Annotated in this window: 30 protein-coding genes; 21 read left to right on the forward strand and 9 right to left on the reverse strand. The window is 47.1% G+C overall.

Translation table 11 applies throughout. From position 1 onward, the window contains the following. Window positions 1–34: 34 nt before the first annotated feature. Window positions 35–871: an alpha/beta fold hydrolase gene (locus BW42_RS04150; protein WP_231496892.1), complete on the forward strand. Its 837-nt coding sequence runs from the start codon at window positions 35–37 to the stop codon at window positions 869–871. Then, window positions 868–1,557, forward strand: coding sequence for an alpha/beta fold hydrolase (locus BW42_RS04155; RefSeq protein WP_052019012.1), 690 nt, complete (start codon window positions 868–870; stop codon window positions 1,555–1,557). The genes BW42_RS04150 and BW42_RS04155 overlap by 4 nt, the downstream gene beginning before the upstream one ends. Here the strand turns inward: BW42_RS04155 and BW42_RS04160 are convergent. Both BW42_RS04160 and BW42_RS04165 read right to left on the reverse strand, forming a co-directional pair. Further along, window positions 1,519–2,373 (reverse strand): sensor domain-containing diguanylate cyclase, encoded by an 855-nt coding sequence (locus BW42_RS04160; RefSeq protein WP_231496850.1) that lies wholly within the window; start codon window positions 2,371–2,373, stop codon window positions 1,519–1,521. The two genes, BW42_RS04155 and BW42_RS04160, sit on opposite strands and share 39 nt — an antisense overlap. A gap of 139 nt (window positions 2,374–2,512) precedes the next feature. Continuing rightward, window positions 2,513–3,031, reverse strand: a complete 519-nt coding sequence (locus BW42_RS04165; RefSeq protein ID WP_035407838.1) for a DUF4256 domain-containing protein — start codon at window positions 3,029–3,031, stop codon at window positions 2,513–2,515. A 196-nt stretch (window positions 3,032–3,227) separates the two neighbouring features. Between BW42_RS04165 and BW42_RS04170 the strand changes: the two genes are divergently transcribed. From BW42_RS04170 to BW42_RS04180, 3 genes are all read left to right on the forward strand, one after another. Then, window positions 3,228–3,620: a hypothetical protein gene (locus BW42_RS04170; RefSeq protein WP_035407841.1), complete on the forward strand. Its 393-nt coding sequence runs from the start codon at window positions 3,228–3,230 to the stop codon at window positions 3,618–3,620. 107 nt (window positions 3,621–3,727) lie between these two features. Continuing rightward, window positions 3,728–4,417 (forward strand): ABC transporter ATP-binding protein, encoded by a 690-nt coding sequence (locus BW42_RS04175; RefSeq protein ID WP_052019014.1) that lies wholly within the window; start codon window positions 3,728–3,730, stop codon window positions 4,415–4,417. A gap of 63 nt (window positions 4,418–4,480) precedes the next feature. Beyond that, window positions 4,481–5,449, forward strand: coding sequence for an LLM class flavin-dependent oxidoreductase (locus BW42_RS04180; protein ID WP_052019015.1), 969 nt, complete (start codon window positions 4,481–4,483; stop codon window positions 5,447–5,449). A gap of 65 nt (window positions 5,450–5,514) precedes the next feature. On the opposite strand, the gene BW42_RS04185 is transcribed toward BW42_RS04180, so the two are convergent. Beyond that, window positions 5,515–6,243, reverse strand: coding sequence for an SDR family oxidoreductase (locus tag BW42_RS04185; RefSeq protein ID WP_035407846.1), 729 nt, complete (start codon window positions 6,241–6,243; stop codon window positions 5,515–5,517). Between the two features lie 85 nt (window positions 6,244–6,328). Here BW42_RS04185 and BW42_RS04190 point away from each other — a divergent pair, with 85 nt between their 5' ends. The 8 genes from BW42_RS04190 (at window position 6,329) to BW42_RS04225 (ending at window position 12,348) form a co-directional block, all read left to right on the forward strand. Next, window positions 6,329–6,778, forward strand: a complete 450-nt coding sequence (locus tag BW42_RS04190; RefSeq protein ID WP_035407851.1) for a hypothetical protein — start codon at window positions 6,329–6,331, stop codon at window positions 6,776–6,778. A 282-nt stretch (window positions 6,779–7,060) separates the two neighbouring features. Continuing rightward, a complete protein-coding gene (gene amaP, locus BW42_RS04195) occupies window positions 7,061–7,603 on the forward strand; it encodes an alkaline shock response membrane anchor protein AmaP (RefSeq protein ID WP_035407854.1) in 543 nt (180 codons plus the stop codon). A gap of 15 nt (window positions 7,604–7,618) precedes the next feature. Beyond that, a complete protein-coding gene (locus BW42_RS04200; RefSeq protein ID WP_035407857.1) occupies window positions 7,619–7,825 on the forward strand; it encodes a DUF2273 domain-containing protein in 207 nt (68 codons plus the stop codon). A gap of 42 nt (window positions 7,826–7,867) precedes the next feature. Beyond that, window positions 7,868–8,305, forward strand: coding sequence for an Asp23/Gls24 family envelope stress response protein (locus BW42_RS04205; RefSeq protein ID WP_035407860.1), 438 nt, complete (start codon window positions 7,868–7,870; stop codon window positions 8,303–8,305). A 134-nt stretch (window positions 8,306–8,439) separates the two neighbouring features. Continuing rightward, entirely contained in the window at window positions 8,440–8,778 is a 339-nt protein-coding gene (locus tag BW42_RS04210; RefSeq protein WP_052019016.1) for a hypothetical protein, read from the forward strand. Window positions 8,779–8,885: 107 nt separating this feature from the next. Next, window positions 8,886–9,644, forward strand: a complete 759-nt coding sequence (locus BW42_RS04215; RefSeq protein ID WP_035407863.1) for a glucose 1-dehydrogenase — start codon at window positions 8,886–8,888, stop codon at window positions 9,642–9,644. A gap of 115 nt (window positions 9,645–9,759) precedes the next feature. After that, entirely contained in the window at window positions 9,760–10,674 is a 915-nt protein-coding gene (locus tag BW42_RS16650; RefSeq protein ID WP_290750521.1) for a methyl-accepting chemotaxis protein, read from the forward strand. A gap of 384 nt (window positions 10,675–11,058) precedes the next feature. Next, window positions 11,059–12,348: an MATE family efflux transporter gene (locus BW42_RS04225; protein WP_035407866.1), complete on the forward strand. Its 1,290-nt coding sequence runs from the start codon at window positions 11,059–11,061 to the stop codon at window positions 12,346–12,348. A gap of 40 nt (window positions 12,349–12,388) precedes the next feature. Here BW42_RS04225 and BW42_RS04230 read toward each other — a convergent pair whose 3' ends face one another. Continuing rightward, window positions 12,389–12,988: a TetR/AcrR family transcriptional regulator gene (locus tag BW42_RS04230; RefSeq protein ID WP_035407868.1), complete on the reverse strand. Its 600-nt coding sequence runs from the start codon at window positions 12,986–12,988 to the stop codon at window positions 12,389–12,391. A gap of 110 nt (window positions 12,989–13,098) precedes the next feature. Between BW42_RS04230 and BW42_RS04235 the strand changes: the two genes are divergently transcribed. Next, window positions 13,099–13,626, forward strand: a complete 528-nt coding sequence (locus BW42_RS04235; RefSeq protein ID WP_035407870.1) for a hypothetical protein — start codon at window positions 13,099–13,101, stop codon at window positions 13,624–13,626. 16 nt (window positions 13,627–13,642) lie between these two features. Here the strand turns inward: BW42_RS04235 and BW42_RS04240 are convergent, their stop codons facing one another. Continuing rightward, complete coding sequence (locus BW42_RS04240; protein WP_035407873.1) at window positions 13,643–14,026, reverse strand: hypothetical protein; 384 nt, start codon at window positions 14,024–14,026, stop codon at window positions 13,643–13,645. Between the two features lie 145 nt (window positions 14,027–14,171). Between BW42_RS04240 and BW42_RS04245 the strand changes: the two genes are divergently transcribed. Beyond that, window positions 14,172–14,579, forward strand: coding sequence for a hypothetical protein (locus BW42_RS04245; protein ID WP_035407875.1), 408 nt, complete (start codon window positions 14,172–14,174; stop codon window positions 14,577–14,579). A gap of 26 nt (window positions 14,580–14,605) precedes the next feature. On the opposite strand, the gene BW42_RS04250 is transcribed toward BW42_RS04245, so the two are convergent. Continuing rightward, complete coding sequence (locus BW42_RS04250; RefSeq protein ID WP_035407877.1) at window positions 14,606–15,175, reverse strand: recombinase family protein; 570 nt, start codon at window positions 15,173–15,175, stop codon at window positions 14,606–14,608. A gap of 199 nt (window positions 15,176–15,374) precedes the next feature. Between BW42_RS04250 and BW42_RS04255 the strand changes: the two genes are divergently transcribed. Beyond that, window positions 15,375–15,848 (forward strand): hypothetical protein, encoded by a 474-nt coding sequence (locus tag BW42_RS04255; RefSeq protein WP_035407879.1) that lies wholly within the window; start codon window positions 15,375–15,377, stop codon window positions 15,846–15,848. A 10-nt stretch (window positions 15,849–15,858) separates the two neighbouring features. Further along, window positions 15,859–16,560, forward strand: coding sequence for a nucleotidyltransferase domain-containing protein (locus BW42_RS04260; RefSeq protein WP_035407881.1), 702 nt, complete (start codon window positions 15,859–15,861; stop codon window positions 16,558–16,560). Window positions 16,561–16,630: 70 nt separating this feature from the next. On the opposite strand, the gene BW42_RS04265 is transcribed toward BW42_RS04260, so the two are convergent. Further along, window positions 16,631–17,416, reverse strand: a complete 786-nt coding sequence (locus tag BW42_RS04265; RefSeq protein ID WP_035407883.1) for a pentapeptide repeat-containing protein — start codon at window positions 17,414–17,416, stop codon at window positions 16,631–16,633. 44 nt (window positions 17,417–17,460) lie between these two features. Between BW42_RS04265 and BW42_RS04270 the strand changes: the two genes are divergently transcribed. From BW42_RS04270 to BW42_RS04285, 4 genes are all read left to right on the forward strand, one after another. After that, complete coding sequence (locus BW42_RS04270) at window positions 17,461–17,892, forward strand: N-acetyltransferase (RefSeq protein WP_035407885.1); 432 nt, start codon at window positions 17,461–17,463, stop codon at window positions 17,890–17,892. Further along, the gene (locus BW42_RS04275) at window positions 17,889–18,512 is read left to right on the forward strand and encodes a hypothetical protein (protein WP_035407887.1); all 624 of its coding nucleotides are present in this window, start codon (window positions 17,889–17,891) and stop codon (window positions 18,510–18,512) included. The genes BW42_RS04270 and BW42_RS04275 overlap by 4 nt, the downstream gene beginning before the upstream one ends. A 33-nt stretch (window positions 18,513–18,545) precedes the next feature. After that, on the forward strand, window positions 18,546–18,875 hold the full coding sequence (locus BW42_RS04280; protein WP_035407890.1) for an antibiotic biosynthesis monooxygenase: 330 nt from the start codon (window positions 18,546–18,548) through the stop codon (window positions 18,873–18,875). 115 nt (window positions 18,876–18,990) lie between these two features. Continuing rightward, the gene (locus BW42_RS04285; RefSeq protein WP_035407893.1) at window positions 18,991–19,227 is read left to right on the forward strand and encodes a hypothetical protein; all 237 of its coding nucleotides are present in this window, start codon (window positions 18,991–18,993) and stop codon (window positions 19,225–19,227) included. 1 nt (window position 19,228) lies between these two features. On the opposite strand, the gene BW42_RS04290 is transcribed toward BW42_RS04285, so the two are convergent. Together BW42_RS04290 and BW42_RS04295 are read right to left on the reverse strand one after the other, a co-directional pair. Then, window positions 19,229–20,497, reverse strand: a complete 1,269-nt coding sequence (locus BW42_RS04290) for a hypothetical protein (RefSeq protein ID WP_035407895.1) — start codon at window positions 20,495–20,497, stop codon at window positions 19,229–19,231. Then, window positions 20,494–21,762 carry a hypothetical protein gene (locus BW42_RS04295; RefSeq protein WP_035407898.1) on the reverse strand — a complete coding sequence of 423 codons (1,269 nt, stop codon included), beginning with the start codon at window positions 21,760–21,762 and terminating at the stop codon, window positions 20,494–20,496. The genes BW42_RS04290 and BW42_RS04295 overlap by 4 nt, the downstream gene beginning before the upstream one ends. Window positions 21,763–21,831 lie beyond the last annotated feature (69 nt).

Here is a 21,831-nt window from a genome sequence, read left to right on the forward strand (position 1 = left end):
TTCATACTATAGAGGAGTGATTTCATTGGAACGAATGATTCAGCAACAAGAGAAACAAGTGACGTACTATGATAACGGTTCGACAGGTCGACCATTGTTGTTATTACCCTCGCTCGGTGGGACGTATCAGGACTGGTCGGACATTTTGACAAATTTAGTGCCAGACTACCGGGTCGTCAGCTTTCATCCGCACGAATGGTCGGACGATTACATCGACGGGACGACCGGCATCTTACGGCAAATCAATCAGTTTCTTAACGCAACGAAGATTACGACTCCGGTCACACTCGTCGGTCATTCTTACGGTGGTCTTGTCGCGCAAGCTTTTGCTCTACATCATCCAGAACGTGTCGCCGGTCTCGTTCTCGTGGATGCGACGTCCGTTGATTTAGCAGAACTCGATCAGCTGGATACACCGATGCTCGACCGAGAAGGGGATGACGCCGTCTGGATCGATCGGTTCGCGGAATTAGCGACAGCAACCGATTTACGTGACCGTTTCCCGGACGGGGATGACCGCACGGATTGGAACCCGGCGTATTACCTGGCGATGCATGCGATCATCTCGCAGTGGAAAAGTGATGCGAAAGATCTTCAACCACGCATGCGCGATTTCGGTATTCCGTTGACCGTTCTTGGACGGGACAAAGTGCAGTCGATCGAAACGATGATGGCTGCTGGTTTTCCAAAAGACGAACTGGAGCGGATGGAAGAAAAATGGCAGGAATTGATTCAGCGACAGGCGAATCTATCCTATCAGGCGAACGTGACGTTCGTTCCGGGAACATCACACCTGATGCATCGCGATCGTCCGGACGTCATCGTAGACGCGATATTGACACTACATCAATTTAAGGAGTTTACCGTATGATACGTATGTATGTACTACATGGTTTAATGGGAACGGCAGCAACACACTTTGCACCACAGCTATCCGCTTTAGCGGATGATTTTACGTTCATTCCGATTGATCTGCCTGGTCACGGAATGACGACGGAACCGGCAACGGAAGATTACTTATCACAAGCAACACGTGCCATCCGCGAACGGATGGCACAGGAAGGTCCAGGATGGATTCTCGGGTTGTCGCTTGGCGCAACGCTTGCGATGCAACTGGCACTCGACCCACCGGACGAACTCGAAGCGGTATGTATCACGGGTTTTTCACCATTCATTCCTAAAGCGATGGAGCCGCTGATGCGCAAGCAACGAGAGTTCTTCCTCGACCTCGAACAGCAGGCGCCGGAAATTGCCGACCAGTTCGAACAGTTGCATGGTCCTGGCTGGAAAACGACGGCGCGGGCAGTCCTTGATTTGATGACATTCCATTTCCCGGCACTGACGGAAACGATGTTGCAGTCGATCACCTTACCGGTCGTCATCCTAAACGGAACGAATGAAATATACGAAGTCGACGCAACCGCGTTCGTTGCGGAACACGTGCCGAACGTCATCGTCTTACCAGTCGAGGGAGCAGGGCATACAGCGAATCTCGATCAACCGGAACGTTTCAACGCCTTATTGCTTCAAGCCCATCAATCCATGCTGACGACTTAATATCTTCTCTTGATACATCCGTGCATCTGCCTCATGCAGGACGTCGTCGATCCGGCGTCCTGTTGTCGAATGAACGGCACCGATCGCGAGTCCAATCTCGTGCGTCGCGAACGTCGAGCGGACGTGTTCGACGAATGCCTCAAACGTGTCAATTGACGCACTATCGTCAATCAAGACGAATTCATCACCACCGATCCGGTAACCATGATCTGTTAAGCGGCGGATGCAAAGTCCTGTTTGTTCAAGCAAGGCGTCACCGACCGCGTGACCGAACCGGTCGTTAAGCTCCTTTAGTTCATTCAAGTCAAGCAGAATCAATCCATACGTCGTCTTCTCTTGATCGAGATCGCGGACAGCCTCGTTGAAGGCATGGCGATTCCCAAGCCGTGTCAAGGCATCGATACGGTATTGATCGAGCAGTGCCTGTTGTGATTTCAACTGCTCGTCAATGTTACGGATCACCCCTTGGATGGCAACAATCTGTCCGTTTTCGCGAATTGGTGTCGCATATTCTTCGAACCAGACGTACGTCCCGTCATTTGTCCGCCAGCGTTGCCGGAACGGTTGATCGTAGTCACAGTCGCCCGAAATCTTCGACATCAAGACTTCGATGTCTTCCGGATGAATCCTTGCAAAACACTGATCCGGATCCATATAGCTGGCTGTTGCCACTCCCTTGCCGATATGGTCATCGAGGGACGGACTGATATATCGGAATCGATATTCCGGATGGACTTCAAACACATAGAAGATATCTTTACATAACGCAATTGTATCCGGTTGTTGCTGGTGGAATAACCGGAAACTGAGCAACATTAAAAGACTACCCATAATCAATCCCAATACAAATATGACGTCCACCTCCTGTACTCAACGTCCATCATATCACGATTGGGTATTATTCCCTATTATTGTAAAAAACCGCTTCGTTTGGACTACGAAGCGGTTTTTTGGCTTATTCCAATTCAAGTAAAACACGAAATCCGCGGCTCGCATAATAGGAGTCCACTCCGTTGTGATAGATGAATGTCGTCTCATAACGACGATCTCCAAACAAAGCGCCACCTTTTTGACGAATCACGTCTGGTGTTGCGAGCCAACTGGAGGTCTTTTCGTCAAACGAAAACTGTGTCTGAAGTTTTTGATATTGTTCTGGTGTCAACAGGTCGAGTTCGAGTGCTTCAATCATTGACTCGACGCTAGCTCCGGGCGCATTTTTCTTTCGACCGAGTCGAGCGACTTCGTCAAAACAAACGCTTCGTCGACCAGCTGGACTCTCTTTGACCGTATCGATGATGACGAATCGTCCATCAAGGTTTACGATATTCGGTTCTCCTCCTGTTTGTTCCATCCAAGCGAGTGCTGCTCGTTTTGAAGGTGTCAGGCGTGACTCGACCTCAATAAACGAAAGACCATCGTGGTAATCAGGTGTAGCTTCAAAGCGATCACGAAACACCGTTAATTGTTCATCCATCGATAAAACCTCACTTTCTTATTCACTTTTTTCATTATTCTATGAATTCGCTCTCATTGCAATCGTACATAGACTGAATAAGTCAATCTGAAGACAATTGACAAATGAAATCGGACTGCCTACACTAATTGTACATATCCGGTTTCTGTCGCGATTGCGCGAACAGGAACGACATTCAGGAGAGGAGCCCAACCGTATGCGCTGGATCAGTTATGCGGCTGTTGTGACGATTCTTTCGTTCTTAGCGTTCACAGCGTATTCGTTCTTGACGACGATCGACTTTGAGATCGTCTATCAGTTCGGAACGTTTGCGATGACGTTATCCTATTTTATCTTTGGGTTACCGATGTTATGGATTGTCCGACATTATCCATTGACCCTTCGGTTGCTTATCTACGTGACGACGAGTAGCGTCGTTCTGTTTTTGTTCATTGGTCTATATGAAGTATGGCACGAAGCATCGCTGTCTCCACTACCACCAATCGGTAGCATGATTCAGTTCACGACTCTTGCATGTATATTGTTCGTCTTACCATATGAGGTCGTCTATCGTAAAAATTTCGTTTCTATTCAACCGAGAGTTTCCTGACAGTATTCTTGTTCCATAAGAGTACTGTTTTTTATTTCCTTTCATTTAGAAGGAATTACCAATCTATTCTTGAATAGTACGTTATCAAGAATAATGGAGGGGTACATATGGAAGGAACATTTCAATGCAAACAGATGGGAAAATCATTTTCAGGAGACGGTGTCGAGACACAAGCGTTACAAGACATCGACGTGACACTTGAGGCGGGCGACTTCATTTCGATCATCGGACCTTCGGGATCTGGAAAATCAACGTTACTCAGTCTAATCGGCACGCTCGATCGACCGACGAGCGGGGAGTTGCATTATGACGGGAAACCAATCAACAAATTGAACAGTAAAGAATTATCCGACTTTCGCTTCGAAAACATCGGCTTCATCTTCCAGCAGTTTCATTTGATTCCGACGCTGACGGCGCTTGAAAATGTCATGGCGCCACTGTTCGGTCGGAAAGTACCGTATGATAAAAAAGAACGCGCCGAGCAGTTACTCGCGCAAGTCGGTCTCGCCGATAAAGCGGGCAGTTTGCCGTCGCAACTTTCCGGTGGACAACAACAACGGGTCGCCGTTGCCCGAGCACTCGTTCATGAACCGAAATGGTTGCTTGCCGATGAGCCAACAGGGAACCTCGATACAGATACGGGAGAAATCATCTTCAATCTTTTACGGTCATTAAACGAAGAGAAAGGGTGTGGCGTCTTGTTTGTCACCCACGACCCGGCACTTGCGGAACGAGCGAATCGAACGATCGAGATGCGAGACGGCGTTATTATCGAAGATCGTCTCGTCCGTGTCTGAGCCTCGTTTTTGAACTCCGTTCCTCCACCCTTTACACTTAAGAGGGTAGAGGAGGAATGCGTGATGCGACTAGGAATACTGGATCAAGTACCATTGCATGAGGATGATACGGTCGAAGCGACGATGGAAGCGACGGAACGACTCGTCTTAGAAGCCGAGAGACTCGGTTACGAACGGTACTGGTTCGCAGAACACCATAATACGAACGGTTTGCTCAGTGCATCACCGGAGTTGTTCATTGCCCGAATGGGTGCGCAGACTTCAAAAATCAAACTTGGTTCAGGTGGAGTGTTGTTACCGCAATATCATCCGCTAAAAGTGGCCGAGAGTTTTGCAACACTCGACGCCTTTTATCCGGGACGGATCGAACTTGGGATCGGCAATTCGCCAGGTGGAAGTGAGCGGACACGACTTGCTTTGACAGATGGTGAAAAAAATCGAGCAGCTGAGTTTAGTCGACTCGTTCAGGAAACGGCTGGATTCTTGACAGATAGTCTATCGAATCGACACCCATACCGGATCGTCAAGACGACACCGCGTGATCGGCAAGCGTCTCCGATCTCAATCCTTGGTCTGTCGCCACGTAGTGCGCAAATTGCTGCAGAACAAGACCGTGGTCTCGTTTTTGGTCACTTTATTAATCCAGATCGTTGGGAAGAGACACTTTCCACTTATCGTGAGGCAGGAGGAACAGACGTCATCGTCTGCGTTTTCGTCATCTGTGCCCCGACGCAAGAAGAAGCAGAACGTCTCGCTCGAACTCAAGATGCCTGGATTCAAGGCGTTCGACTCGGCAATTCAATCGTTCCGTCGTTTGCCTCGACTGAAGCAAAAATCTGTAATGACGTTCAAGCGGAACGGATCCGTAAAGATCGACGGCGAGCGATTGTCGGTACACCGGACGTTGTTGCGCAGGAGCTTGAAGCATTAGCAACGCGTTATCAAACAGATCAGTTTTTACTCATCAACAATGCCTTTGATCAAGAAAAGCGATTGCAGTCGTACCAGCTCATCGCGGAGCGACTTCTTTAAACAGAACAGGACCCCTCAATAGCTGTTTTGCTAATGAGGGGTCCTGTCTACACATCTACATTCAATTAACGTTGCGCTGTCGGACGAATTAAGATCTCGTTGACCGCGACATCTTCTGGTTCGTTGACAGCATATGCGATGGCACGCGCAATCGCGCTCGCATCAATGGCTTTCAAGTCACCAATTCCTTGTTTGATCTCTTCATCCGAGATATGGTCCTTCAATTCCGTATCGACCGCTCCCGGTGAGATGATTGTTGCACGGATGTGATTGTCGACCGATTCTTCCTTACGAAGACCTTCCGTGATGGCGCGCACCGCGAATTTCGTACCGCTGTAGACGGCGCTCGACGGCATGACTTCATGACCGGCGACAGAAGAGATGTTGATGACATGTCCGCTTTTTTGTTCGCGCATATACGGCAGGACTGCTCCGATTCCATGGAGGACGCCTTTAATGTTGACATCGACCATCGTGTTCCATTCGTCCTGCTGATTCTTATGGAGGTGCGATAGTGGCATCAATCCAGCGTTGTTGACGATGACATCAACAGAACCAAACTTGTCTTTCGCAAGTTTTGCGAGTGCATCAACTTGCTCACGATCGGTAACATCCGTCACTTGATAAACGGCTTGACCACCTTCAGCTTCAACCGCTTTGACAAGCTCTTGCAAACGATCTTCCCGACGTGCAGCAAGAACGAGTTTTGCTCCTTGTTTCGCAAGCTCTTTCGCGGTTGCTTCCCCGATACCGCTTGATGCCCCTGTAATGATGACGACTTTATCTTGAATCATCTGAACTCCTCCTTCTGAATAACGTACTCCTTGAGAGATATTGCCGCTTTTGTTGATTTAAAAACATCAAGTAGGAGGTTTGTCTATGAAACGTTTTCTATTTATTGGATTGATTGTGATTGCGATTGCAGTCGGATGGTTTTTTTCACGTGATCCATTTCGACATCAACCACCAGAACTTACCGTGACAATCGAAAACCGTGAAGTAAAGGTATATAGAGGTACCTATAGTTGGTCAGGCATGTTTCGCGGAGAAACAGCTGATGCAAAGGCCGAAGCCGTCGATTTAGTAAAAGGTGATTCGAGTACGCGAGCCAATCCTGAAGATCGATTGACGATTCGTTTTGAAGACGGACCAGCTCCGAAGTCCGTCGCGATTGTCTTATGGTCGGTCAAAGATCATAAAGAGATGAAAACATATAAGAAGATTGAGCGGATTACCGTTCCTTCGACTCCCGGAAAGTATGTCTATCAGATTAAAGCCGATTGGAAAGAAGGTAATGGCGATTTTGCCTTTCCAATTGATGTGAAATGAAAAACAGAAAAAACATATTGACAGGATATATGTTTAATGATAAATGAATCGAATACTGACCTCTTCTTAAGTTGGAAGAGGTCTTTTGTGTGAAATATAGTAAATAAGCCACTAGTTTTGATTGATTTAGTCTGAATAATCAGAATATATGAACATTTGAACGAAAGTGTATTTGAATGTTTCGGGTTCTAATGAACGGGAATAAACACACCATACACATAATATTTCATGTGTTGAATCACCTAGGTGAAAGAAGTCAATAATCGTAAAGGAGAGGTGCAGATGAATGGGTTCAATCGATTCTTACTCGTCATCATAGGCATACTCGGACTAATCAGTGTCGGGCTGCTTGTGCTCGGTGTGTATGATGTTCCACGGCTTAGTTCGTTAATCGAGCAGTGGCAGGATCAGCAATGGTATAGCTATACCGTTCTATCCATTGGAGGATTTTTAGCATTCGTATTCGTCATTCTATTATTCACAGGATTATTTAGCCGCTCGAAAGGTCAACGACTGTTGATTCAAACGGGTGACGGAACGATTACGATTTCGAAGGAGACGATCGAACGGACGGCTTTAGAGTCGATTCGTGGAATCGGTGGTGTACGGACACCGCGTGTCCATGCCGATATCCATTCGAAAAAAGAAACGGTCGCTTTAAAAGTCGACTGCTCGGTCTTTGGACAAGATGGGTTACCGACGATTGCGAAGGAAATTCAAGAACGAGCTAAACAAGCTGTCGAATCCTTACTTGAGTTGCCAGTAACGAGTACGAAAGTCACGATCAGTGACACGAAAACGAAAACATCGGAACGTGTCGTCTAAAGGAGGAGAGGGAACATGAAGACAAGAGAAGCACTCTATCCGTATCGGTTCCGACTGATCGGGGGACTTGCCGGTCTAATCCTCGCCATCTTATTCCTGACGATTGGCTTTGGTCCGACAATCCTTATCGTTGCCTTCGCAGCAATTGGATTTTTAATTGGAAAATGGCGCGATGGTGCACTCGACATTGAAGGGTGGATTCAGTTCTTTCAACGGGACTGATTCATATATAACTTACTAAACATTTAAAAGGAGAGATTTCAAATGGCAAACGAAGTAAACCCAACAACTGAAAACGAAGTGGTACGCGAGAATAAATTGACATTCGAAGATCAAGTCATCAAAAAAATTGCTGGGATCGCGTCGAACGAAGTGACAGGCATTTTGTCAATGAGTGGTGGATTCATGAGTGGACTGACGGATCGTCTCCGGAGCACGGAAGACATCACAAAAGGAATTGGTGCCGAAGTGGGAGAACGTCAAGTTGCACTCGATTTGAAAGTCATCGTCGAATACGGCAAAAATATTCCGTCAATTTTCCAAGAGACAGTCGCTAAAATCAAAAAATCAATCAGTGACATGACAGGCCTTGAAGTCGTTGAAGTCAATATGCATGTCGAGGACGTCATGACACGTGCCGAGTTCGAAGCTAAAAATAAATCGAACAACGAACAAGAAGAAAAAAGCCGCGAACTGCAATAAGCAAGTCGAAAGACCCGACAAACTCGTCGGGTCTTTTTTTATGTGTGTAAAAAATGACGTAATTTTCAAAAGTAGCGGATGGATGAGGTACGATATATATAAGATTGATCATTGTTTGAGAAGGGGATGTATCTTTGAAACAAAACGATCCGTATTATATCTGTCCCGTATGTGGATTTGATAAGCTCGAGGGTCCGCCATATTATGAACACTTTGCGGGGAGTAACGAAATTTGTCCATGTTGTGGTTTCGAGTTCGGTGTGGATGATTTCGACTGCGCGGAAATAGACATGGAACAGTTGTCAGATGAAGAAATCGTTAGACAAGCACATGAAATTTATCGACAAAACTGGATTGATAGTCACTTTAGATTATTTGATCCAAGTATATTCCAAGCATCGTTGAAAATCGGACGGCGACTACGTGCTGAAGTCGCGATGAACCAATTACAACGAACTAGCTATAGGACCTGACGAAACTCGTCGGGTCTTTTTTTCATGGAATCGACATGACGTTTGATACATTTGATGATGAGAACGGGAATAGATTAGTATCATGATAGACGAAAGGATGATTCAAGATGCGACTAACAGGAAAAACGATCATCGTCACCGGAGCCGGCTCAGGAATGGGTGAAGCCATGGCAAAATTGTTTGCACAAGAAGGCGCACGAATCGTCGCAGCGGACATTCGGTTGGAAACCGTTGAACGGGTCGTCTCTGACATCAAGGAAGCGGGCGGAGAAGCGATGGCTGTTGCGAGTGATATCGCACAACAAAAGGCAGCAGGACAACTCATCAAACAAGCAATCGACGCTTTCGGTAAACTGGACGTTCTCGTCAATAATGCCGGGATCATGGACGGGATGGAGGGCGTAGCAGACATCTCAGATGAACGTTGGGATCATATCCTTGCAGTCAATACGACAGGAACGATGCGTCTGATGCGCGAAGCGGTCAAACACTTTAAAGAAGTCGGAGGTGGCGTGATTCTGAACAACATCTCGATTGGCGGTCTGAACGGTGCCCGAGCAGGAGCAGCCTATACGGCTTCCAAACATGCCGTCATCGGTCTGACGAAGAATACCGCCTTCTTTTATGCCGGAGATGGTATTCGCTGTAACGGAATCGCACCTGGCGCTGTCGAGACGAACATCGGACAATCGATGTCGAACCTGAATGAATTCGGGATGGGGCGCGCGATGCTTGGCATGGGTCTCAATCCACGAGCCGGTCAGCCGAATGAAATCGCAAATTTGGCATTATTTCTCGTGTCCGACGAGGCGAGTTTCATCAACGGGGCAATCGTCGTCGCAGATGGGGGATGGAGTGCGTATTAAATTGAATACTTTATTTACTAGATTTTAATTTAAAATAGCAGGAACTTGTCGATATAAGGGATAATATGACAATAGGTAAATCATGACCTTAGTTTGAATCCAGGGAGGAATCGGCATGTCGATGCGTGAGCAAGTAACACAGGTCACCGACACACAAGTCATCCGGGCAATCGAACAAAATCTAGCCATCATTCGTTTTGACGATCGACGCAAAGTCGCATACGTAAATGAGTTATTTGCCCGGACGATGGGGTACGAAGTGGAAGAGTTAATCGGTAAATACCATCGTGATCTCTGTTTTCCGGCTTTCGTTAATAGTCCAGAGTACGAGTTGTTTTGGCGAAAATTGATGCAAGGCATCACGTATCAGGATAAGATTGAACGCCGGGCTGCTGACGGACAACAGAAGTGGCTCGAAGCGACATATATGCCGATTTACTCGGATGACGGACGTCGGGTCGTCGGGGTCTCGAAAATTGCATCGGACATCACGATTCGCCAGCAGGACGTTTTACGAATGGCGGCCGAACTCAACGAAACATCAGCTTTCTTGACGGTCAAATCGGAAAGTGGTCGACAAGACGGTTTGAACGTTCTTGCGACTGTCCAACAAATCGAGTCGGAATCCGTCGAGAACTTATCGAGTCTTGTCGCCTTGCGTAAAGATGCAAACTCGATCACTGACATCGTCAAGACGATCCGTGAAATTGCCGCGCAGACGAATCTACTCGCCTTGAATGCGGCCATTGAGGCAGCACGTGCTGGAGAACATGGACGCGGATTCGATGTCGTCGCGACCGAAGTCCGAAACCTGTCGAATAAAGTCTCGCATTCGATCGGAGAAATCAAGGAGAATATCGAAGGGATCGTTGAGCGGATCAAGGAGGTCTCGCACAGTATCGAACGGATTTCAAGCAAGGTAAAGGACAGTACCGGTCAGCTTGAACATACGGTGAGTGAGTTCGATCAGTTGGCTGATTCTGCGAAACAACTGGAGCACCAGGCCAAACAATTCGTCGATGTCTTATGAACGAGTGACACTATTTAAATAGACTTAAGAAGTCAGACCCTAGGTCCGGCTTCTTTTTATGCATTTACAAAAAAATATGGCAAACAATTAGCAATGCAATGCTGTTATAGAGGTAGAAAAAGAATACGAAAAGATCGCAAATAAAGAAAATATCACACTATTTATTTCACCTACCAAATTTATTCTTGTAATTTTAAATCCGACATGAAGTTTAATCTATACAATTGGTTCATGCTACTAAAACCATAGTGTTTAGAAAAAGAGTTTGATATCCTTAGAGCTTACATACCTTGTATGTTCGAAAATTACTTTGAAGGGATGTGAACCAATGATTTTTGAACCAACTACTACATCATTTGTCTTACATATGAAGGTCCAACTAGTATGGTGAGTACTCAACCGAACCACAAAACGTTTTGGTTACTTGCCTATCCGCTCATTCTCTCAAGTATTGCGACACCGTTGCTTGGTGTGACCGATACCGTCGTCATCGGTCAATCGGGTGATCCGCGCGCGATCGGTGGCATTGCTGTTGGTGCCGTCTTCTTCAATACAATCTACTGGTTGTTCGGCTTTTTAAAAGTCAGTACGACAGGATTCAGTGCTCAGGCAAGCGGCGCGAATGACGCCCATGCCTTACGGATTTCGCTCTACCGACCGCTGTTCCTAGCAGCTTGTATCGGTTTGCTCATTTTGTTATTCCGCCAGCCGCTTGAACAGATTGGACTCTATTTACTTGCGCCACCCGCTGATTTGCTGGATGCGGTCAAGACATACATCTCGTACCGGATGATTGGCGCACCATTCGTCTTGATGGGTTATGCGTTACTTGGCTGGTTAATCGGAACGGGACAAGTCAAACATGCTTTGTTCGTCCAATTATTCAGTATCGGGGTCAACGTCGTACTCGATATTGGATTCGTCTACGGATTGAACACCGGTGTTGCTGGAATTGCGCTTGCGACCGTCATCGCGGAAATCAGCATTGTCGCCTGCAGTCTCTATCTGATTCGGAGTCATTTGTCGATGACGCGCGACGAACTGCGTGCCTTGACGGATTGGCACGCCTACCGGAAATTCTTTCGTGTCAATCGAGATTTATTCATTCGAACGATTTTCCTGTTACTCGTTACCGGCTGGTTTACACGAGCGGGAGGACAATTCGGACCGGATATCCTTGCAGCCAATGCGATCCTACTGCAGATTCAGTATCTAATCTCTTATTGGTTCGGTGGACTCGGTCATGCGTCAACCGTTCTTGTCGGTCGGGCGAGAGGGCATCAAGATCAGGAAGCATACCGGACGAGTGTCCGTTTAGCACGGACGTTCGGATTCTACTCAGTCGTGTTCTGGTCACTTGTGCTCCTATTCCTTGAAACACCGCTGCTTCAGTTGTTCACTTCAGAAGAAGCGATCCTAGACGCGGCGCGCGACTATTATCTCTGGATCATCATCTTACCGCTGATTGCCGGGTGGGCGATGATTTACGAAGGAATCTTTGCTGGTCGTGTCGAGGCAACTCCAGTCCGGAACTCGATGATTCAAGCAGGGATCGGTTTTGCGATTGTGCTGCTGTCGACATCAAGTTTTGACAATCAGGGAGTCTGGGCAGCATTTCTGACGTTCTTTTTAATTCGTTCCTTATCGTTGGTCCTCGTAGAAGCGAAACAATGAATAACCCGAAGTTCCCTCATGCAGATGAAGGAACTTCGGGTTATTTGTCGTCGATCGCTAAAGGACGGACGAATAGGGCATTCAAGTGATGGACAAGGACATGACGCAATCGTTCTTTCGGGAGACGTTCTGGTCGAAACAGCGCATGAAAGGCTAATCCATCAACGAGTGCTGCGAGACGTTCGCTCTCAAGCTCGATGTCTATATCTGCTCGGAACGTACCGTCCGGAATCCGTGTCAGTAATACCAGACACATGTGGTAAATGTCGTCTGGATTCTCTGTTGATTGAGACGCATATGCAGACATCATGAATTGGAACCAGACCTGCATCTCAAGCTGATGCTCAGGTGCATACGGCAAGACTTCTAGTAAGACGTTGCATAACGTCTCTTCTGGTGTTCCTCCTCTCTCGAAAATGGTTGTAATGCGTTCTTGGACCCGTTCTTGAACGAGTTGCATCGAGAAACGGAGCAATTCTTCTTGGGTCGTGAAGTAATACCGTAAGGCACCAAGGGACAGACCTGCTTCCTTGGCGATCGTCCGGACGCTAGCTTGTTCGATACCGACATTAGAAATCGTACGCCACGTTGCTTTTGCGATGAGGCGTTTTCGTTCTTCGTGATTGACTTGTTTTGGCATACATTAAGTATATCAGCTTTTTTAGCACGAATGTATTAAAAAGACTAGTCAAGTGACGAATGTGATGTTATCTTTATAATACAGTCGTATTAAAAAAGGAGAGGATCACGATGCAACTCGTCGCTTGGGCAATCGTTTGTTGTGAAATTCTATTTTGGGTATTCATCGTCGCAGGACTGATCGTGCGTTATGGATTCAGACGAGAGAAGCTTGGTTTTCGATTGATGGCGATGTCACCCGTGATTGATATCGTCTTACTGGTCTTAACAGTGTTTGACTTAAGTCGCGGTAGCACAGCAACGCTTGCACACGGACTTGCTGCGATTTACATCGGCGTATCGCTCGCATTTGGGAAGCAGATGATTGCTTGGGCGGATGGGGTGTATCGCCGGGTGATCCTCAGGGAACAAGTAGCAAAAGAACGCATATCGCGTGCGCGACGGGAACGCAACGGATTCTATCGGCACATCCTGGCATTCTTGATTGGTGGTGCCTTACTCGGAGCAATGATTCTCTGGCTCGGAAATACCGAACAAACCGAAAGCCTCTTGCGGACGTTACAACTGTGGGGACTCGTTCTTGTGATTGATGGCGTCATCTCGATGAGTTATACCGTTTTTCCAGCTCGCTCTAAATAAAAACGAACCTTGGCTGTCAGCGGTCGACAGTGAAGGTTCGTTCCCGAATCGTATTCGTATGTACTTCTTTCCGGGCGTCGATTGAATCCAGAATGTGGATGATGTAGCGACGTCCTTTTTTATATCCAGTACGCGGTGGTTTGATTCGGATTTCTTTGCCGTCTAGGACTTCAATCTCCGTTTGCATCCGTTCACCATTTGAATCCGTCACGGTAACCGTACGGTTTGAGACTTGTTCCTTACGTAGTCCTTTCGCGTATTCGATGTCGAAAGTATGATACGAGGAGATGGAGCGGGCACGTGATTTGAAGTGTGGCTCGTCCGTCCGTTCGTCGAGAGTGCAGTAGCAACCCGTGAACAAGAGGCTCGCCGAGAGGAGTATCGAAAATAGATGTTTCACGAAAACGCTCCTTTATGTATTTGGTAATTTTAGTATAAGACAAATTTTGGGTTACGACAATCCTTCTTGAGACCGAGTCGTTGACATCTATTAAAATTGAACAGGTCCATGCTATAATCGACCGAGAGAAAGGAAGCGATACACCATGCCAGTACAACCAGACCAACGTGAAATCATCGTCTCGATTCGGACGAGTTATGACTTTAAAGCTGATACCGGACGCGCAATCCGTGTTATCGAGTTTCACGGACGCCGGACGACACTGTTCGATACGTTCGAAGCGTCTTCACCAAAACGAATGATTTTGATCGAGATGATCCGCGCCGTCCAATCTTTCAAGGAACCCTTCCACATCATCTTCAACGTCGAGTGTAACTTTGGCTTCAAGTATTTGACGGATCAGCGGAAATGGGAAAACCGGGACGTCGGGAATACGTTCCTCGACTTGATTGAACAAGGCGGTCATACGTATGAATTACGGGATTGTTCGTTCTATGAAGGCGGTAAAGCCCTCCAAAAATGGCTCGGCAACACATTAAAGCAAAATAGCTGACAAAAAAGGCTGATTCCACAATGGAGTCAGCCTTTATCCGTTGCATCGATCGTCTCGCTTTCGAGATATCGGTATAACGTACTTTTACTAATACCGGTCTGTTCTCGGATATCAGCGAGCGAATACTCTTTGCTTTGATACATCGCAATCGCGCGGCGGACATTTTCATCGGGTTTCCGCGGTCGACCGGTCTGTTTTCCTTGCTCTTTTGCTTTTGAGAGTCCGGCACGCGTTGACATGCTGATGACATCACTTTGCAACTGGACCAGGTGGCGGGCCGTTTCAAGGAACGACAAAGATGTCCGTTCGCTCGTGCGAATGTGTTCACGGAGCGACCACAGTGTCGCGCCACGTGTCTCCATTTGTTCGAGCATCTCAATCAAGTGCCGCGTCGAGTCTGCTAAGACATAGAGATGCGTGACGATGACTTCGTCTCCCGCTTGCAGCGCCTCAAGCATCTGTTCGAGTTCCGTCCGGCGTTTGGCCGAATCATGGGCCTCAACGACACGTACCGTCACATCAATCTGATCCGCCTCTGCTTGTTGCGCAGAACAGTCAGGATCATCCGGATAGGGTCTCATATAGAAATATTGCATAAATGGAGCTCCTCTCTGTCGATCACGATCGACGTCAGTTCCTCATCAGTATACCGTATTCTCACCTTCGTGCCGTAGAAAACCGAAAACATGCCTTTCTTCTCATGTTCGGATCGACTAATTTGTGGTAAATTGAGTGGAAGTAAGTTTCTCGGACTCATCCTTATACCATTCATTCTTTTTAAATGAGGTGCTCATCATGAACAAAGAAGATCATCAACTCGCCCGTCAGCTTTTGACGACCTATTTCATCGGAACACAATTGGCGACGGTTCATGTCGCAGGCTACGTCACGCTCGAATTCATCAATTTGTTCGATACGACAGCGCCTGAACTGCGACTTCGGATCGAGACGGACCGTCTATTTTATGGTGATGTCGAGACGACACAGAATTGGGTCGTTCGCCATGCAACAAAGGAAGAGATGCTACACTTGATCGTCTCATTGCACGCGGAACGGATCACGGGTGTCCGGATCGGCAAGACGGCACCACATTTATTCTTGACCTTCAGTAACGGACAAACGCTCGTCCTGAACGGATCGGATACATATTACGAATCGTGGGCGATCGATATCGGTCTCGCGCCACACCGAGCCGACGCGACGATCGTTGCCGTACCGGGTGACGAACTAGCCGTCTTCTCCGGGATTGGTGAACAAGTTGAAGACTAAGTGGACACGCATGGAGTGGTGTGATTGGATCATGCCGCTCGTCGCGTCACGTTATCCGGATCATTGTGCCGTCTTACTTGCCGGTAGTCATACGCGAGGACAAGCGACCGTACAATCAGATGTCGATTTAATCATCTTTGAAGCAAGGCGACGGCAGGCATATCGGGAATCGTTTACCTATGACGGTGTCCCGATCGAAGCATTCGTCCATTCCTTTGAGACGATCGCGCATTTTTTCGAGAGTGACCGGGAACGTGGTCGCCCGTCCTTGCAACGCATGATTGCTGACAGCTGGACGATCGAGGATCATCCACACCTTGCCTCTATCCGCAAGGAAGCCGTTCAACAATTGGCGGATGGACCTGTTGCGTGGTCGAATCCGGAGCAACAACGCGCGCGTTATTTTTTAAGTGACTTGCTCGACGACTTCGAGAGTGTGACGAACCGCGCAGAAGGTCTAGCGATTGCATCACGTTTATATGAACAGAGCATCGAATTCGTCCTTCGTGCCAATCAACGCTACATCGGACAAGGGAAGTGGACAATTCGTGCTCTTGCGGAGTTTGACGAAGAATATGCCAGTCGACACACAATGGCTTTTGAGTTGTATTATCAGTCGAATGACCGCCGAGCCGTCATCGCGTTAGTCGACGATTATCTCGCACCGTTTGGCGGGCGTTATTTTGACGGCTTTATGCTCGGCAAAAGATAACAAGCATATAAAAAGAGACACGTTTTCGGTCGATGATCCGAAAACGTGTCTCTTTATCGTTCGCTTCTGTTTAACGCCAATGGGACGGACGGAGCAAACGCGGCGGTAACTGTGTCGCTGCATTGCCGATTGCGGCATTGATTTGTGCTTGTGTCAAAAAGAGCGCGTCTGTCAGATCCGCGTCTTTGACGTTACAGTCTCGCAGATCAGCTCCGAGAAAGTTGACACCGCACAAACGGCTATTCGACAAGTTCGTCGCCAGCAACCACTGGTTCTGAACGCTGGCACCTGAAAAATCTCGTCCTTGTAGCTGTTTTCCGACCCAGTCGCGTGGTGTCTGGTCGCGTCTTCCGCTATACTGAACTTGAACACGAGAAGCGATCATTTCAAGGAGGGGGCGGACGGTTTGACGGATTGACATCAGGTCAAGCCGTGCAAATTGATCCGCCGGTAAGGCAGCGTATCCGGTCAACGCGGCAAGCATCTCATCGAGTTGATTGTGCATGTCACGCGTGACATCACGTTTTCCGTCCGTTACGTACCACATCATCTCAAACAAGTGAACCATCTTCGGGAAGGCAGCATAAATCGCTTGGCGTCGCTTTGGTGCATCATCGCCTTGAAACGTCCGCTGTGACAAATGTTGCCCGGCACCAAAACAATCATAGACGGTACAGCCTTTGTAGCCGCTATTGCGTAACCGCTCATGGATGCGGCAACTGTAATCCGCGTCAAGATTGCGACACGGTGTCGCTTCCGGTTTATCATGACCGAAATCACTGGATTTCGAAAAAGCGAGTGCCGTACAACATAAACCAAAACACTTCGTACAATCAATTTGGAATGTGGGTTCCATCGTATTCACCTCCACTACTACTATAGCAAGAAAGGAGTCCGGATATGCTGCAATTTCAACTCAATAAAAATGAAGACGGACAAGATTGGATCAGACAACAGGTGCGACGCTATAACGTCGAGACTTCGCCGTTTCATGCCATAAAACGGTCTAATGGAACACAAGCCGTCACTCTGCTTGCGAAGCGAAACGATCAACCGATCGGTGGCATCACAGGAGATGCGTATTGGGGCTGGGTACATATTGAATGGTTCTTTGTGGTCGAGGAGGAGCGGGGAAGTGGACTTGGCACGACGTTATTTCATCGATTAGAAACATGGGCACGAGAAGCAGGAATCGACCGAATCCGTGTCGAGACCTTTTCATTTCAAGCGCTCTCGTTTTATGAACGACAGGGATTCATCGAAGTCGGGCGAATCGATGATTATCCTCCGGGTGCTAGCTATCACCTGCTCGTCAAGCAGGTCGACCGATGAAACGCCGACTTCTTTTTATTTTAGTTATTGGATTAGTACTCGGAGCATTGACGGGGATGTACCAGCGTCCAGAGACTCCTTCCTTCACTGCAAAAACGGTCACGAAGTTATATAAACAGATGACGAACACATCGATCGAAGCGCGTGATGTCTACTTCGTCGAACGATTGTCTGAACATTATGCCGTCGCATATCTTGAAGCAAAACATGATCGCTTGTTTCTGCTCCTGCAACAAAATGATGAGGCACAACGAATCGATCGAATCATTCGCACCAAGCAGACGACGGAGGCGGATTGGTTCGAGGGACGGTTACTTGCGACACCGGAAGGTCGGTATCTCGTCGCCTACGGCATGAATGGCTCAAAACAAATGAAAACGATTCGGTTCGAGCCGTATAAGATGACGGCTGATGGGGAAGTACCATTACGTCCGATGCAGCGCTCGTTAACCGTCGCGGGTCAGGAACGTTTCCATACCATCCAACCGTTACCGGACGCCTTCCCGCATTCGCTCTACTTCGAAATGATCGCGACGCGTATGGATGGAAAAGAGACGATCCAACGCTTGACGTCATTAAGCGAAAACGCATCTGCGTTTTCTATGACCCGTGACTTTTAGTATACTGAAGACGAAAAAAAGGGGGAAAAGAACATGTGGATCGTCATGAATCAGCTACACGTCGTGAAGGGCGCAGCAGATCAAGTCGCAGCGCGTTTTAAGACGACGAAGGGAATCGAACGGATGGAGGGGTTCCACCGGATGCAAGTCCTCGTCGATATTAGTCAGGAAGAAGAAGACATCGTCACGATCATGACGACATGGTCGAATCAAGCGGCGTTTCATGCATGGCAGGAGAGTCAAGCGTATAAAGGGGTTCACCATAAACGAGATAACGGAACGTCCGAAGTCAAACCGCTCGTGACGTCGAATACCGTCACGGAATATGCGATCGTCGCCGACCATAGCGCTGCAACAGAATAAATACAAGACCCCTGAGAGGATTCTTCTCGGGGGTCTTGTGTGTAATAATACATTAGATTGTTTTACCGTAATCTGGGTATATTCTAACAAACTAGATGAAACGAGGTGGCATCGCATGGTCTATCGTAAACCTGTCGTCTCTAGCCTATCCGTCCTCGGTGGTATGATCCTGCTCTTCGGTTTCTTGACGAGCGGTGGCTTCATTTATCTCTACTTCTTCGTCTTACTGTTTGCTTGCGTCTCCTTCTTACGTGAACCGTTGACACGTAAAGAGTGGTTGCGAGAGGGGATCGCCTTCATCTTCTGGTGTTCCTTGATTTATTTACTACAACACTTCGTCTTCATGACATAAGTCATTTTTCATACTGCTCGAATAAAGGGAGGATGATGTCACGACCCGTTGCTGATAAGTGGATCGACACGTCACGCTTTGGATCCTTTAAGTAGATGTCAGTCTTTTTGACGCGTTTATCAAGATAGACTTCGTACTGTTGACCAGTCACGCCTTTTCGAAACGTCAAGTATTTCCACTTCGCCCTCTTGCCCCGCACATCAGCCTGTTCACTCGTCTTGATCGCTTTTTTTAATTTCCCGGATTCATCACTTGTCATCATGATCATGTTTTCCCAATCAATATCTTTTTCCGAATAATGATTTCCTCGATCATCTTCTTCAAAACGGATATGCGAAAACTGTTTTTGATGGAACAGTGTCTCATTTTGGTTTTCCGTAACGTCGTCTGTTGTTCGATCCGGTCCTTGGACTTGGAGTTCAGTCGGTTGTTGCATCGTATGGCGAATCGATAATTCGTAGCGGAATTCGCGTCCGTTTTTCTCCGTTGCGATGACCGTTCCATAATGCTCCGGCGTGCCGTCACCCGGAACGAATCGGACCTTTCCTGGTTGTTTCATTGAATGGATCGGGTGTTCCACACGACGTCCACCATACAACTGCGGTATACGAACCGAAACGTCGTATGTCGAATCGTATTGTTGATTGTAGACGAGATAGAGATTGACATCACGGGTGAACGGTGTCAGAGAATTCGCGTATGCGAAAGTCGTCGTCCGTGCATCTTTTTTTGTGACATCCGTTGCCTCGATGACGAGGTAACCTGATCCTGGAAGTTCTAATTTTCGAGCAGAATGGTCTGCGATCTTCTCATCAGGATTGAACCAGTCGTCTTTTTTTAATACAACAGGCTTCATGCTAAAGTTCTTCCGTTGTGGAGTCAGAGTAGTCTTCTTGAAGATGTCTTCTTTCTTTGGTAACGGATAATACCCATCTTTAGACGATGTCTGACAATATAAATACGTCTTTTTCCCAGCTTTCACGTAACGAACGGTTTGACTATCATAATCTTCGAACGGATTCGTCATCATGACGGAATAGATGTTACCGACAGCGTAATTGACGGGTGCATCGCTCGCTTTAGACGCACACGTTTTTTGAATGACGGTTTGCTCTTTAGCTGACAAAGTGCGAGATTCTTTTTCGTTGAATTGCCCTCCATCATACATTTGTGATAAGTAATCCCATTTAAAATTCGGGGCGTCACTTTGGCAACCGCTTAATGCTAGCGTCGCACCAAGTGTTAATCCGATCCAGTAACGTTTATTCATTGATTGAGCACCTCACTAAGTGCTTCACTTGTCGTACCTGACAGCTTCGCACCTTTCTTTGATCCCGGTTTGACAACATAGATTTCAAGCTTTTTAGCTCGTTTGCGTTCGAATAGTTCGAACGTTTGACTTTTTCCTTTGCGGATCAAGGTCAATTTTTTCTGTTTCAGCTTTGTTCCTTGTGGCTCCATCACATCGGTCTCTTTTAATTCTTGAGCCATTTTTTTTGCTAGTTTATCCGGAATGGCCGAGATGAATTTAAAATCGTTATCGACGAGCTGCTTTGGTGAGTCGTGAATGTAACCGACATATGTGGTTGGTGATGCATCAAGAAAGCCATATTTGTAATTCGCAGGTTTTTTGTAGGTCTGATTGAGACGCATATATAGCGATGTTTCTTGAACGATTTTGCCTCCTTCTTTCTTCCAAACAGTCGCAAAAGGAACCGTCTGTCCCACTGAAAGCGTAGTAGGAAGTTGTTTTCGCTTGATTTGATACGATTGCCCCATTACATGGTCTTGAATGACGGATGGAATTCCGATACGATCACCACTGGTCATGAGTTCGATCGATGTGTGCTGCAAACCACTATTCGGAATGACACGAAAAGCTAAATTCAATTCGGAACCGGCTCGGGACTCGGTCGTCTCAAAAAGTGTTTGTTCTTTATCCTTATTTTTGTCTTTCATGAAGAGAACGAATTGTCCTTCCGGTGGTAAGGACAATTGATACGATGGGAAAAGGTAACGACCAAGTCCTTTCGTGTCTTTACTTTCTTCATTTTCTTGTTTTTGTTGATCCATCACTTCTTTTGGGACAGGTTTAAAGCGAACGTCTGTCGATTTAGCTTTAAGCGGTTGGTTCGACCAATCGACGAATGGGTAATCACTGCGCTTGATTTGGTGAATCGCATAATCCGCGTGGCGAATCGGCTGACACGCCAGATAGTCCTTTTTTTCGTCTGACAGGAAACGGACGTGTTGGAACTCGCGCCCTTGGACACTCGGAGGCAGGAAGTATAAATCAAATCCTTCGTGTTGCACATATCGATCAGGCAAGCGCATCATGTCTGGTTTTTGCTGACAAGCCTTCAACAAAGCCGCCGTTTGTTTTTTCGGGAGATCCGGTATCTCTTGACCATCAAAGGTAGTCGAGATACCGCCCCAGTAATTAGCATCATATGTAAGATCTAAGTATTGTTCTTTTCCGCATCCGGCAAGAAGAACTGCTCCTGCGAGAATACCAGTATGTATATAGCGTCTCATGAAAAACCTCCTCTATACGATTGTCTGTATTTTACCATATTTTCTATAATAGACAGAATTTTCTATAAC

The organism is Exiguobacterium sp. RIT341, from assembly GCF_000632205.1.
Classification (GTDB): domain Bacteria; phylum Bacillota; class Bacilli; order Exiguobacteriales; family Exiguobacteriaceae; genus Exiguobacterium_A.

Coding starts and splice junctions, on each gene's coding strand:
- BW42_RS04235 (WP_035407870.1), top strand. CDS start 13,099: ATGCAACTCGTCGCTTGGGCAATCGTTTGTTGTGAAATTCTATTTTGG.
- BW42_RS04155 (WP_052019012.1), top strand. CDS start 868: ATGATACGTATGTATGTACTACATGGTTTAATGGGAACGGCAGCAACA.
- BW42_RS04265 (WP_035407883.1), bottom strand. CDS start 17,416: ATGGAACCCACATTCCAAATTGATTGTACGAAGTGTTTTGGTTTATGT.
- BW42_RS16650 (WP_290750521.1), top strand. CDS start 9,760: ATGTCGATGCGTGAGCAAGTAACACAGGTCACCGACACACAAGTCATC.
- BW42_RS04275 (WP_035407887.1), top strand. CDS start 17,889: ATGAAACGCCGACTTCTTTTTATTTTAGTTATTGGATTAGTACTCGGA.
- BW42_RS04225 (WP_035407866.1), top strand. CDS start 11,059: ATGGTGAGTACTCAACCGAACCACAAAACGTTTTGGTTACTTGCCTAT.
- BW42_RS04285 (WP_035407893.1), top strand. CDS start 18,991: ATGGTCTATCGTAAACCTGTCGTCTCTAGCCTATCCGTCCTCGGTGGT.
- BW42_RS04150 (WP_231496892.1), top strand. CDS start 35: ATGATTCAGCAACAAGAGAAACAAGTGACGTACTATGATAACGGTTCG.
- BW42_RS04260 (WP_035407881.1), top strand. CDS start 15,859: ATGGAGTGGTGTGATTGGATCATGCCGCTCGTCGCGTCACGTTATCCG.
- BW42_RS04175 (WP_052019014.1), top strand. CDS start 3,728: ATGGAAGGAACATTTCAATGCAAACAGATGGGAAAATCATTTTCAGGA.
- BW42_RS04245 (WP_035407875.1), top strand. CDS start 14,172: ATGCCAGTACAACCAGACCAACGTGAAATCATCGTCTCGATTCGGACG.
- BW42_RS04255 (WP_035407879.1), top strand. CDS start 15,375: ATGAACAAAGAAGATCATCAACTCGCCCGTCAGCTTTTGACGACCTAT.
- BW42_RS04280 (WP_035407890.1), top strand. CDS start 18,546: ATGTGGATCGTCATGAATCAGCTACACGTCGTGAAGGGCGCAGCAGAT.
- BW42_RS04200 (WP_035407857.1), top strand. CDS start 7,619: ATGAAGACAAGAGAAGCACTCTATCCGTATCGGTTCCGACTGATCGGG.
- BW42_RS04215 (WP_035407863.1), top strand. CDS start 8,886: ATGCGACTAACAGGAAAAACGATCATCGTCACCGGAGCCGGCTCAGGA.
- BW42_RS04180 (WP_052019015.1), top strand. CDS start 4,481: ATGCGACTAGGAATACTGGATCAAGTACCATTGCATGAGGATGATACG.
- BW42_RS04250 (WP_035407877.1), bottom strand. CDS start 15,175: ATGCAATATTTCTATATGAGACCCTATCCGGATGATCCTGACTGTTCT.
- BW42_RS04185 (WP_035407846.1), bottom strand. CDS start 6,243: ATGATTCAAGATAAAGTCGTCATCATTACAGGGGCATCAAGCGGTATC.
- BW42_RS04230 (WP_035407868.1), bottom strand. CDS start 12,988: ATGCCAAAACAAGTCAATCACGAAGAACGAAAACGCCTCATCGCAAAA.
- BW42_RS04190 (WP_035407851.1), top strand. CDS start 6,329: ATGAAACGTTTTCTATTTATTGGATTGATTGTGATTGCGATTGCAGTC.
- BW42_RS04170 (WP_035407841.1), top strand. CDS start 3,228: ATGCGCTGGATCAGTTATGCGGCTGTTGTGACGATTCTTTCGTTCTTA.
- BW42_RS04270 (WP_035407885.1), top strand. CDS start 17,461: ATGCTGCAATTTCAACTCAATAAAAATGAAGACGGACAAGATTGGATC.
- BW42_RS04290 (WP_035407895.1), bottom strand. CDS start 20,497: ATGAATAAACGTTACTGGATCGGATTAACACTTGGTGCGACGCTAGCA.
- BW42_RS04165 (WP_035407838.1), bottom strand. CDS start 3,031: ATGGATGAACAATTAACGGTGTTTCGTGATCGCTTTGAAGCTACACCT.
- BW42_RS04205 (WP_035407860.1), top strand. CDS start 7,868: ATGGCAAACGAAGTAAACCCAACAACTGAAAACGAAGTGGTACGCGAG.
- BW42_RS04160 (WP_231496850.1), bottom strand. CDS start 2,373: ATGTTGCTCAGTTTCCGGTTATTCCACCAGCAACAACCGGATACAATT.
- BW42_RS04295 (WP_035407898.1), bottom strand. CDS start 21,762: ATGAGACGCTATATACATACTGGTATTCTCGCAGGAGCAGTTCTTCTT.
- amaP (WP_035407854.1), top strand. CDS start 7,061: ATGAATGGGTTCAATCGATTCTTACTCGTCATCATAGGCATACTCGGA.